Annotated in this window: 4 protein-coding genes; all 4 read right to left on the bottom strand. The window is 44.5% G+C overall.

The window, feature by feature from the left end; genetic code table 11:
* Nucleotides 1-37: 37 nt before the first annotated feature.
* Nucleotides 38-1,570 (bottom strand): TolC family protein, encoded by a 1,533-nt coding sequence (locus ACQ96U_RS10680; RefSeq protein WP_431721238.1) that lies wholly within the window; start codon nt 1,568-1,570, stop codon nt 38-40.
* Nucleotides 1,571-1,824: 254 nt separating this feature from the next.
* Nucleotides 1,825-11,280, bottom strand: coding sequence for a DUF4347 domain-containing protein (locus tag ACQ96U_RS10675; protein WP_431721237.1), 9,456 nt, complete (start codon nt 11,278-11,280; stop codon nt 1,825-1,827).
* 549 nt (nt 11,281-11,829) lie between these two features.
* On the bottom strand, nt 11,830-12,156 hold the full coding sequence (locus ACQ96U_RS10670; RefSeq protein ID WP_431721236.1) for a DUF6916 family protein: 327 nt from the start codon (nt 12,154-12,156) through the stop codon (nt 11,830-11,832).
* 357 nt (nt 12,157-12,513) lie between these two features.
* Nucleotides 12,514-13,059 carry a phage tail protein gene (locus ACQ96U_RS10665; RefSeq protein ID WP_431721235.1) on the bottom strand — a complete coding sequence of 182 codons (546 nt, stop codon included), beginning with the start codon at nt 13,057-13,059 and terminating at the stop codon, nt 12,514-12,516.
* Between the last annotated feature and the right edge of the window lie 54 nt (nt 13,060-13,113).

Below are 13,113 nucleotides of genomic sequence, written 5' to 3'. Positions count from 1 at the left end.
TTTATCTTTTCTTTAAAATCAATTATTACAATCAGCCTTATTTAGTGGCCACTTTCATTGTCTTGGCTTCCACTAATACTTCTTGTAACTGTTTTGGTAATTGCTCTTGAAAATATCTTTTCATGGTTGATGTTAAAGCAGGTAAGTTATGACTGGCGACCACTTGTGGTAATGGATCAATACCTATTGAGTTCAGTATTAAACCAAATTGGCTTTGCATTTGTGCATATTGAAAATACTGATCTAAAGATGCAAGCAACATATCTGCTTTTGCCTGCGTAAGCTCCAACCGGGCGGTCATACCCGTATCACCCTGTGCACGGTACTGACGATAACGCTGGTTTTCAATATCTGTAGCCGCTAAAGATAATTCATAGTCTTTTCTTGCAATTAAATAGCTTCGTACCGCCAATTCCATTTGCGCTAGAATAGCTGAACTCAATGCTCGACGCTGTAAATTAACCAATTTATTACGAGAATCTTGTAATGCACTGACATCGGGTATTGTGGCAAGTTTTACTAAATCATAAGAAACCTGAACACCTGCTTCCGCCCAACTTTGATTTAATAAGAAGCTATTGTCATCATAGTAACCACCGAGGGTAAATGATAATCCAGGTAATAACTCCAGCTTAGCAATGGTCCCCTCTTTTTCGACTATACGTGCATTGTAGTCCATCTCTCTGAGTTCAGGACGGTAGCGCAAGGCCGCTAACTGCAAAGACGTTAACTGCTGTACATTAAAATTAAAGGGGCTTTCTTTTCTGGGCATTGGCATAACCCGATAATAAGTCCCTGGAGGAAGGTTCATTAACCGTGCTAAATCGGCCTTTGCCAGAGCTAACTCGTCACTTTTCTTGAGTAATCCACGATAAGTTTTTAATAAGTCCCGTCTGTATTCAAGGGTTTGTATGGGTCTCTGCAATCCATCAGTCTTCATCCGCCTAGCCGTATTTAGGGAATTTTCAATGTCACGGATGGCCGAATATAATTTCTGTTCAATCTCTTGTGCAGCTACCACACGCCAATAAGCTTGTCGGACCTCTTGAACAATATTCTGAACAACTTTACGCCGTTGTTCCTCTGCTATTAATACTTTATCAGCATGCTGTTGTTGCCTGAGATAACTCACACCAAAATCCAGCACATTCCAAACAATCTGTGCTTGAGCTGTCCACAGTTCTTTATCCTGAGAGGTTGATGTTTCCAAAGATTCAACACCTCTGCTCACGGAAAAACTATTCGAGGCATTCTCATTATCTCGATGTTTATAACCAGCAGAAGCCGCTAATCTTGGTAATAAATCGTATTTAGACAGGTCAAGTTCTCTATTTTTGACCACTTGGGAAAGCATTTTCAGTCGATGATCAATGTTATATTTAACCGCCCGCGCCATCGCCTCATAAAGGCTGACTTCTCCTGACACCGGTATTTGTTCTTTAAACATTTGATCAATGTCATTCATCACTCGCTGTGCTGTTTTTTCCGGATTTATGGGCTCTGGTGTCACTACACACCCCCCCAATATTAATAACCCAAAAAAAAGCATCCATCCGTGGATAGTTTTCATGGCGCAACTGTTACCCCGCAAATATAACCCCAATTAAATGTTATTTGACTTATACCCTTCATAGTGAGCATTTTTCTACATTAAAAAAATCACACCTTCTACTTCAAGCTACTCAGATACAAACACCGTAGGTAATAAGAACATTGATGCCTTATTACCTACTTACAAATATAGCTAACTCACTGCATTTTTTTAGATAAAAATAAACTTTATTTTTGTAATGATTCTCTAAGTCACTTTTTGTGATAATTTTTTTAATCCACTATCAGTTCGTTTTTCTGAGCATTTTCACCCTGTTCACTTGGCAGTGTTCCCACTAATGCATCCACTAAAGCTTGCTTTTTATTGGTATTATTCGCGAGCTGTAACTGCTCTGTAAAACTAGGCCTAAATGTTGAATTATTTGTATCACTACTGCTTGGAGAAGAATCACCCTGATTACTATCCTGAGTATCACTATTTCCAGAATCTCCTCTATCTGTAGGCTCTATACGAGTATCATCATCCCCATTATTACTATCATCAGGACTACCTACATCATTACTATCTGCAGGCCCTGTATCTTGATTAAATCCAGGGGGGCTACCAATATTACTGGGAGAGCCAAATGGTGTTGAACTATTAATGCCAAATCCCCGACCAATGGCTGTATAAAAATTATATGTTGGAGCAAATGCGACCGGTGGAGGCACCTGAGTATTTACTGCAATATTTGTGAGTGTCGTATTATAGGTGCGTTGATTAGCATCGATGACATTATTAACTGCGACAGCTTCTCTAGGTAATACAACATTTACAGTTGGAGGCTCAGGAGCCAGCGGATTTTCAAGCTCAAAAGCAGGTTCGCCTTCGCCAACAGGTTCATTACCTCTCCTTGGGGGGTCACTAGGACTATCCGCACCAATATTATTGCCATTTTGTTGAGAGTAGTTTAGAGAGGCGTCATCAATAACCGTTATTGTAAAGGGTCTCTCATAAGAACCACCTGCACCATCAATGGTTTTCACTCTAATAGTGTAAACACCACCGGATAAGTTGGCTGTATTGGCTGCCTTTATCACATTATTTTCAATCACAAATAAGCCATTGTGATCACCACCTACACCACTGACGAGCACATAAGTATGGGTATCTCCAATATCTGCATCCGTGGTAGATAGTGAACCGACAATACCTGTTGTTGACGATAATCTTAAATCAGCATTTGATAAGCCCATAGCAGTTGGCACATCATTTACTGAAGTCACACCTACTGTTGAAGAAACAGACAAATTCTTCGTATCACTACCACCATTAGCCGTACCACCATCATCGGTAATTTGTGTCAACGTCACTACACGAGGTGTCGTATTAGGTGACTGACTGTTATTTTGGTAGGTTATACCATCAACCAGTGTTTGTGTTTGTGCCGTTGTTAAACTACCTCCCGTTAATACAACAGTTGCGGTAGAACCTGAAAAACTCACGGCATAATTTAATCCATTAATGGTGGTGGCGCCGGAAACTCCATTCACGAGTAAAATTGAAGCACCATCAACATTGATTATTTCTTGAGAAATATTCGTGATGTTGGTGATCGTGAAGGTTAAACCTGTTATATGCTGACCAGCCTCAACCGTGCTAACACTGCTACCATTAAACACATTAACGGCACTACCATCCTCAACAAAGTTAGGGTTATTTGCATTAGCACTTAATGTGGGCGCATCATTATTGCCAACAACCGTCACGGTGGAAGCAATTGCCAGTGAGCCTGTATTATCACCACCATTTGCAGTACCACCACTGTCTTGGATACTGGTTAACGTCACAACGCGGTTACTGGTATCAGGTGTATTACTGTTATTTTGGTAGCTAATACTATCCACCAGTGATTGCGCTGAAGCAGCTGAAATACTGCCTCCAGAAAGAGTGACTGTTGCCGTATTACCCACGACAATAACCGTATAGTTAAAGCTATTTCCTACTGTAGTACCATTGGTTCCATGGGACAGTGCTATTGATGTACCGTCAATATTCAACACCTCACTGCCACCATTCGCGACATTAGTCACTGTCAGGGTAAACCCAGAAATATTCTGACCTGTTTCAATGGTAGAAATAGTGGTACCACTAAATAAGCTAGCCGCTGCCCCATCCTCAATAAAGGTTGGATTACTGGCATTGGCGGTTAATGTCGGTTCATCATTGACACCCACTACGGTTATAGTCGAAGCGACTGAAATTGAGGCCGTATCATCCCCGCCATTCGCCGTTCCACCACTGTCCTGAATACTGGTTAACGTGACAACGCGGTTACTGGTACTGGGCGTATTACTGTTGTTCTGATAACTCATGTTATCAATCAAGGTTTGCGTGGTAGCCGTGGACATGGTGCCACCGGTCAGTGCGACGGTTGCAGTGGTACCGACCACAGTGACGCTATAACTCAAACTGTTTCCTGCAGTACTGCCGCTGGTACCATGAGTCAGTATGATCGCCGTACCATCAATATTAATCACTTCATTAATGCCATTGGCCACATTGGACACGGTAAAAGTAAAGCCCTTGATGGTTTGCCCTGCTTCCACGGTACTGATACTGGTGCCATTAAACAGGCTGCCGGCCGCCCCGCCTTCGGTAAAGGTGGGGTTGCTACCATTGGCGGTTAAGGTGGGTTCATCATTGTTTTGCACTACGGTAACCGTTGAAGCAACGGCTAATGAACCAGTGTTATCACCCCCATTGGCGGTGCCACCACTGTCCTGAATACTGGTTAAGGTCACTACCCGGTTACTGGTGCTGGGCGTATTGCTATTGTTCTGATAACTCATGTTATCAATCATGGTCTCTGCCGCAGCCACTGTTAGATTGCCACCCGTCATTGACACTGTCGCGGTAGTACCTATGACGATCACACTGTAATTCAAGCCATTACCTACTGTACTGCCATTGGTGCCATGGGTAAGCACAATGGTAGTGCCATCGATATTAATCCGCTCGTTACTGCCATTGGTGACATTGGTGATGGTAAAGCTCAGTCCAGTAACGTTCTGGCCTGATTCCACCGTATTAATATTGGTACCGGTAAACAGGCTGGCAGCTGCTCCGCCCTCGGTAAAGGTTGGGTTGCTGGCATTGGCGGTTAAGGTAGGCTCGTCGTTCACACCGACGACTGTCACAGTCGAAGCCACAGAGATAGACGCGGTATCATCCCCACCATTCGCTGTACCACCACTGTCCTGAATACTGGTTAAGGTCACTACTCGGTTACTAGTACTGGGGGTATTGCTGTTGTTTTGATAACTCATGTTATCAATCAGGGTTTGCGTGGTGGCGGTAGACATGGTGCCACCGGTCAGTGCGACAGTGGCAGTGGTGCCCACTACCGAAACACTATAGCTCAAGCTATTCCCGGCGGTACTACCACTGGTGCCATGGGTCAGCACAATCGCCGTGCCGTCAATATTGATGACTTCATTAATACCGTTGGCCACATTGGAAACGGAAAAGGTAAAGCCTTTGATAGTTTGACCCGCTTCCACGGTACTGATACTGGTACCGTTAAACAGACTCCCGGCCGCCCCCCCTTCAGTGAAAGTGGGATTGCTACCATTGGAAGTTAAAGTGGGTTCATCGTTGTTTTGCACCACGGTAACCGTTGAGGCAACGGCTAACGAGCCAGTATTATCACCCCCATTAGCCGTACCACCGCTATCCTGAATACTGGTTAAGGTCACTACCCGATTACTAGTACTTGGCGTATTGCTGTTATTTTGATAACTCATGTTATCAATCATGGTTTCGGCCGCCGCGACTGACAGGTTACCCCCGGTCATAGTCACCGTAGCCGTAGTACCGATAACCATTACGCTGTAGTTCAATCCATTACCCGCCGTACTGCCATTGGTGCCATGGGTCAGCACAATGGTGGTGCCATCGATATTAATCCGCTCGTTACTGCCATTGGTGACATTGGTGATGGTAAAGCTGAGACCTGTAACATTCTGGCCTGATTCCACGGTATTAATATTGGTGCCAGTGAACAGGCTGGCGGCTGCTCCACCCTCGGTAAAGGTCGGGTTACTGGCATTGGCAGTTAAGGTAGGCTCGTCGTTCACACCGACTACAGTCACCGTCGAAGCCACCGAGATAGACGCGGTATCATCCCCGCCATTAGCGGTGCCACCACTGTCCTGAATACTGCTCAATGTAACAACACGGTTACTAGTACTGGGGGTATTGCTGTTGTTTTGATAACTCATGTTATCAATCAGGGTTTGCGTGGTAGCTGTAGACATGGTGCCACCGGTCAACGCTACGGTAGCTGTAGTACCCACCACCGTGACGCTATAACTCAAACTATTGCCGGCCGTACTGCCACTGGTGCCATGAGTGAGCACAATCGCCGTGCCATCAATATTAATTACTTCATTAATGCCATTCGCCACATTGGAAATGGTAAAAGAGAAACCCTTGATAGTTTGACCCGCTTCCACAGTGCTAATACTGGTGCCGTTAAACAGACTACCGGCCGCCCCACCCTCAGTAAACGTGGGGTTGCTACCATTGGAAGTTAACGTTGGCTCATCGTTGTTTTGTACCACAGTGACCGTAGAAGCAACCGCCAATGAACCCGTGTTATCACCGCCATTGGCCGTACCACCACTGTCTTGGATACTGGTTAACGTCACCACTCGATTGCTGGTGCTAGGGGAGTTACTGTTATTCTGATAACTCATGTTATCAATCATCGTTTCAGCGGCTGCGACTGATAGATTCCCCCCGGTCATGGTCACGGTGGCGGTAGTGCCGATCACCATCACACTGTAATTCAAGCTATTTCCTGCGGTGCTACCATTAGTGCCGTGGGTCAGCACAATGGTGGTGCCATCAATATTAATGCGCTCATTGCTACCATTGGTGACATTGGTAATGGTAAAGCTCAACCCAGTGATGTTTTGCCCTGATTCCACCGTATTGATATCCGTGCCCGTAAACAGGCTGGCGGCTGCTCCACCCTCAGTAAAAGTGGGGTTGCTGGCATTGGCGGTTAAAGTAGGCTCATCATTCACACCTACAACTGTCACGGTCGAAGCCACGGAGATAGACGCCGTATCATCCCCGCCATTGGCGGTACCGCCACTGTCCTGAATGCTGGTTAAAGTCACCACCCGGTTGCTGGTGCTGGGCGTATCACTGTTGTTCTGATAACTCATGTTATCAATCAGGGTTTGCGCGGTGGCGGTGGATAAGGTGCCGCCCGTAAATACGACAGTCGCGGTGGTGCCCACTACGCTGGTGGTATAGCTCAAGCTATTCCCCGCCGTAGTGCCACTGGTGCCATGAGCAAGGACAATCGCCGTACCATCAATATTGATCACTTCATTAATGCCATTGGCCACATTAGACACGGTAAAAGAGAAGCCCTTGATGGTTTGACCCGCTTCTACCGTGCTAATACTGGTGCCATTAAACAGGCTACCAGCCGCACCGCCCTCAGTGAAGGTGGGGTTGCTGCCATTGGCGGTTAGCGTCGGCTCATCATTGTTTTGTACAACAGTAACTGTGGATGCTACTGCCAGTGAACCAGTGTTATCACCCCCATTGGCGGTGCCACCACTGTCCTGAATACTGGTTAAGGTTACCACCCGGTTACTGGTGCTGGGCGAGTTACTGTTGTTCTGGTAACTCATGTTATCGATCATGGTTTCTGCCGCCGCGACTGACAGGTTACCCCCCGTCATGGTCACCGTAGCCGTGGTGCCAATCACCATCACACTGTAATTCAAACTATTTCCTGCCGTACTGCCATTGGTGCCATGGGTGAGCACAATGGTGGTGCCATCGATATTAATGCGCTCGTTACTGCCATTGGTGACGTTAGTGATGGTAAAGCTCAGCCCTGTGATGTTTTGCCCGGATTCCACGGTATTAATATTGGTACCGGTGAACAGGCTGGCCGCCGCGCCCCCTTCGGTAAAGGTTGGGTTGCTGGCATTGGCGGTTAAGGTCGGTTCATCATTCACACCGACAACTGTCACGGTCGAAGCCACGGAGATAGACGCGGTATCATCCCCGCCATTAGCGGTGCCACCACTGTCCTGAATACTGGTTAAGGTCACTACCCGATTACTGGTACTGGGCGTATTACTGTTGTTTTGATAACTCATGTTATCAATCAACGTTTGCGTGGTCGCGGTAGACATGGTGCCACCAGTCAACGCCACAGTCGCTGTAGTACCCACCACCGTGACGCTATAACTCAAACTGTTTCCTGCAGTACTGCCACTGGTACCATGAGTCAGTATAATCGCCGTACCATCAATATTAATCACTTCATTAATACCATTGGCCACATTGGATACGGTAAAGGTAAAGCCCTTGATGGTTTGACCTGCCTCCACGGTACTAATACTAGTGCCGTTAAACAGACTGCCAGCTGCACCACCCTCAGTAAACGTGGGGTTGCTGCCATTGGAGGTTAGGGTTGGCTCATCGTTGTTTTGTACGACAGTAACTGTGGATGCTACAGCCAGTGAACCGGTGTTATCACCACCATTGGCGGTACCGCCACTGTCTTGAATACTGGTTAAGGTCACCACCCGGTTGCTGGTGCTGGGGGAGTTACTGTTATTCTGGTAACTCATGTTATCAATCATGGTCTGGGCTGCAGCAGTAGACATGTTGCCACCGGTCATGGTCACAGTAGCAGTAGTACCGATCACCATCACACTGTAATTCAAGCTATTCCCTGCTGTGCTACCGTTAGTGCCGTGGGTGAGCACAATGGTGGTGCCATCAATATTGATTCGTTCATTACTACCATTGGTGACATTGGTGATGGTAAAGCTCAGTCCAGTGATGGTTTGACCCGCTTCTACAGTACTGATACTAGTGCCATTAAACAGGCTGGCGGCTGCTCCGCCTTCAGTAAAGGTTGGGTTACTGGCATTAGCTGTTAAGGTAGGCTCATCGTTGACACCTACTACCGTTACCGTCGAAGCAATCGCGACAGAAGCCGTATCATCGCCCCCATTGGCGGTACCGCCACTATCCTGAATACTGGTTAGTGTTACCACTCGGTTGCTGGTACTGGGCGTATTACTGTTATTTTGATAGCTCATATTGTCTATCATGTTTTGAGTGGCTGCAGTAGACAGCGTGCCCCCAGTCAAGGAAACCGTTGCTGTCGTGCCAATGACCATCACACTGTAATTCAAGCTATTCGTTGCAGTACTACCACTGGTGCCATGGGTGAGCACAATGGCGGTACCATCAATATTGATTATTTCACTGCTGCCGTTGGTAACGTTCGTGATGGTAAACGTCAGCCCTTTAATGGTTTGGCCAGCTTCGACGGTACTGATACTGGTACCACTATATAAGCTGGCAGCGGCTCCACCTTCGGTAAACGTGGGGTTGCTTCCAGTCGCAGTTAAGGTCGGCTCATCATTGTTTTGTACAACAGTGACCGTGGAAGCAATCGCTAATGAGCCTGTATTGTCACCCCCATTAGCCGTACCACCGCTATCCTGAACACTGGTTAAGGTCACCACGCGGTTGCTGGTGCTTGGCGAGTTACTGTTATTTTGGTAACTCATATTATCCACCATGGTTTGTGCAGCAGCCGCGGACAAGCTACCCCCTGTCAGCGATATAGTGGCCGTAGTGCCAATAACACTTACGGAATAATTCAAACTATTACTGGCTGTTGAACCATTGGTGCCATGGGTCAGCACTATCGTGGTGCCATCAATATTAATGCGCTCATTACTGCCATTAGTGACATTAGTGACAGTAAAGGTTAAACCACTGACCGTTTGCCCAGACTCGACCGTACTGATATTGCTACCACTGAATAAACTGGCAGCTGCACCACCTTCCGTAAAGGTTGGGTCACTGGCATTGGCGGTTAAGGTAGGCTCATCGTTTACTGCTGTCATAACCACAGTTCGGGTATCAGATCCGCTTGCCGCACTACTATCTGTGGCCGTAAAAGTAATGACTCTGTTATTAGTACCTGGATCATCAGTGGTTGAGTCATAACGAATAGACTGTAGCACTTCCTGTACATTGGCATTTGTGGCATCGGCATCGAAGGTAATGGTTAGCTTAGTGCCTCCGGTGACAATACCTCCACTAGCGCTAAGATCACCAATATCGACTCCATTAGCAAAAATATTAGTACCACTAATGGTGATTGCCGTACCATCGCCATCACTGTCCACAATGCTGATTCGGTCCCCTGCTTCAGCATTACTGGTAATTTGTGCTGACAGTGAACCGCCATTCCATTCCGCATCTCCATCTGCATCACTCACAGTCGCGGCACCATCAACCTGAGTTGCAGCCGTACCTTCGGTATAAGCTAGGTTTGTATCATTGACGGATATAGCTGGGGTTGCATTAGCTGGAATTTCAGCGCCTACTTTTAAATTATCGAGGAATATCCAGTTAGTGTTGGCAGCCACTTTAATTTCATCAACCGATCCCCAGTTTAATGTCCAGGTACCTGAACTGGTATCTGCTGCATTAAAGTTCTGAGACTCTACTTGGGAGCCATCTCTAAACCCATAAAAAGTCACACTGGCATTCGCTGGGTTACCCGCTGTATCAATGACATAATCAACACTGGTAAATTTAAAGTTGGAACTATCACTGGTATAAATTCGAGTTCCTGTTGTATTCACATCATTCGTTAAACTTAATGCTGATGGATAAATACCCGTTTCACCACCAAACCCATTAAAACGCCAACCATCATACGACAGATCATCTATAACAGTGCCATTTACAATAAGCACAGTATCCAGTAACCCTAAACCATCATAAGTGGTTGTTTGATCACTAGAAATAGGAAGCGCCATTAAATAGTCATAAGATGCAAGCATATCCGAATCAAAGGGAGAATCATTGGATACATCGCCAGTGGAGTATTCTAAATTCCAGTTACCGCCTAATGCGTCACCACCGGTATCATCCGTTGAAGCTGCAATGTCCGCATCCGTAAAGTCTGCAAGTGCCTGAACAAAGGCTTCACCCGCAGATCCTTTCCCTACGTCACAGCCATACAACAAAATATCACCCTGCTGTGTAAGTGCAGCGCCAATATCCGACAAATACTGGCTATAATTTGCAATATTATCTGCAGAAACAGTAACGTTCCCTAATTGCAGCTGACCATCATCACCATGTGAAACAACGTGAATGGCATCTAAATTACTGTACTCAGCCAACGCATTAGCCATTTGCTCCAAACCATTTTGCTGCTCCTGAATAATGACAACATCAACGGACTCATCTAACCCTTCCATTAAAGACTGATAGTCAGCAACACGACTATCAATAAAGATGACAACTTTATTTTCATCAGATTGCTCTTCAGCACTTTCCAAATCATCGTTATTCGTTGTTGCTGGCTGCGCAAGCGCTTGTGCTAATTCTTCCGAGGTGGTGTTTTCTGTATTGGTCTCTGTAGCGTTTTCATTTGAGTCTACAGTATCTGCCGTTGTTGCAGCTGCAGCACCATCAAATAAAAACCGCTTTTCCAGCGCAATTAAACAGGAAGCAGATGAAACACTATGTAGGGAAGGCGTTTGAGAAGGCGATGAGGAAAAATTAGAAGATTTTTTGCGTAAGATAGCGTTAGCGCTGTTACGTAAACCATGTTTTAAATATTTATGAATAAGAGAACGGTAAGACGAACGATGCTGACATTTAGGCTGCATGGTTTAGTGCTCCTGCAAATTTCGCTAATCGACTAGACAATCCAGTCTATTAAAATCTCATGCGTCAATTGTACAACACGCACAAGCGTGTAACTCTGCTCTATTTTAGTAGTGACATTGAGCTATCATCATATTGATAGGCTGCAATATAAAAATAGAACAAAAAAATAATTTATATATAAAAATAAACTACATCACGACATAAAACACTGCGAAACAACTTATATATAAAAATAATTTTTACAGTAGCATCCATGCAAAGATTTAAACTTACATTCAAACCTCTCCCAAATAGTGGCATTCAATACAAATATGCTTAACTAAATCAAATAGACTTCATACAGTACTTCATCATTTCATTCAGGCTGTAGTTTCCCCTCTCTAGCCTGACTACGTTAAATACTAGCCCAACACGATATTACAAACAATAACCAAAAAATACGTTTCACTTTACATATAGCTAACACTGATACTCAAAGAGGATATTTTTCATCAAATCTTAATATTTCCATGATCAAGAATGTATAACAAAAAAATAGGTACAAAACTTCACGTAAAAATTGCTTCATATAAATAAAATGCCTGCCCGCCCTGTTCTTCGGGGCATTCATGACCTATAGGTACCAAAAAAATACTCAATTCTCCCATTTTTTCATGGACCAAATGATACATTTTTTGCGGCAAAAGTATTTCATCAGCTGCTTTAAAAAGTAGTGAAAACTGATCTCTTCCACCTTTTTTAATTGCTCTGTACAGCTGTTTAACTTCAATAAGTTCTATAAAAAAGTCAACACCGACATCCTTAACAATAAATTTCTCTTTAATGTGTTTACTAAAATCATCATGTTTTAACTGGGCGAGTGAATCAACCTGCATAGTATTCTCAAGTCCCTTATTTATTATATGTTGTAACGTATACTTTTATAGACCATAACATCGATAGCTTTTTCAAATAATGATGGTTAATCAAGAAAATATACCCTTAACGAAGTGTTTTTAAAAGCAGTGGTCAAACTCGGTTGAAGAATACAGTCATAACTACCACATAAGCTGTATTCTCACCTTATACCACTCGCTCACCTTATACAAACCTCAACACCCTTAATAAGATCCTTAAAGTTTATAAGGAATTGCTGTACTTTTTTATGACATTATTTTCTCAGTAAAAAAGCCACCATAAAAATCATCACTTAAATCAACTCATTATAGCCCCCCTATAAAGAGTAATGGTGTTTAGCTTCGATTAGGGTAAATACCCATTAATGCCATACAAAAGTTTACTGCCAACAATGGCTGCCTGTTTTCGTGGGCTTGTCCTAGCCCTGTCTCAGTTAACGACGATGGTGATAATGGCATTAAATTTTCAGGATTATTATAGGTATCAATAGGATAAAAACGACCACCTCGCCCCGGAGTTCCTCCTCTGGCTAAATAGTCTGCTGCGGTTTCGGTTTCTACCGCATCAGCATCTTCCGCATACATCTGGTGAGTGTGTTTTGGCATGGTAGCCTGAGTTAAGATGACTTCTTCTGTTCCCCCTTTTTCAGCCAATAACCTGGGTGTTAACCCTGGACCATTACCAGAATGCATGGGTGCTCGACCCTGTAAATTAGGTATCCCCATTGTGGTGCGACCATCACCACCATAGGTAGTGCCAATTAATGAAAATAATGCCGTATTTTCGGCAATCGATAATAATCCACCATCACAATATGCCCAACCGCGAGGTGCATAATTACAACCCCATAGTTGAATTTGCGCTATAAATGGTTCAGCCATAACGAGAAGCTCCTACAAATAAAGTTAAGGTGACTCTAAAAATATTAATTTTTA

This window comes from Zooshikella sp. RANM57, assembly GCF_050749885.1.
Taxonomy (GTDB): domain Bacteria; phylum Pseudomonadota; class Gammaproteobacteria; order Pseudomonadales; family Zooshikellaceae; genus Zooshikella.
Note: the sequence above shows the minus strand (reverse complement) of the source record. Positions and strands in the feature narration are given on the sequence as shown.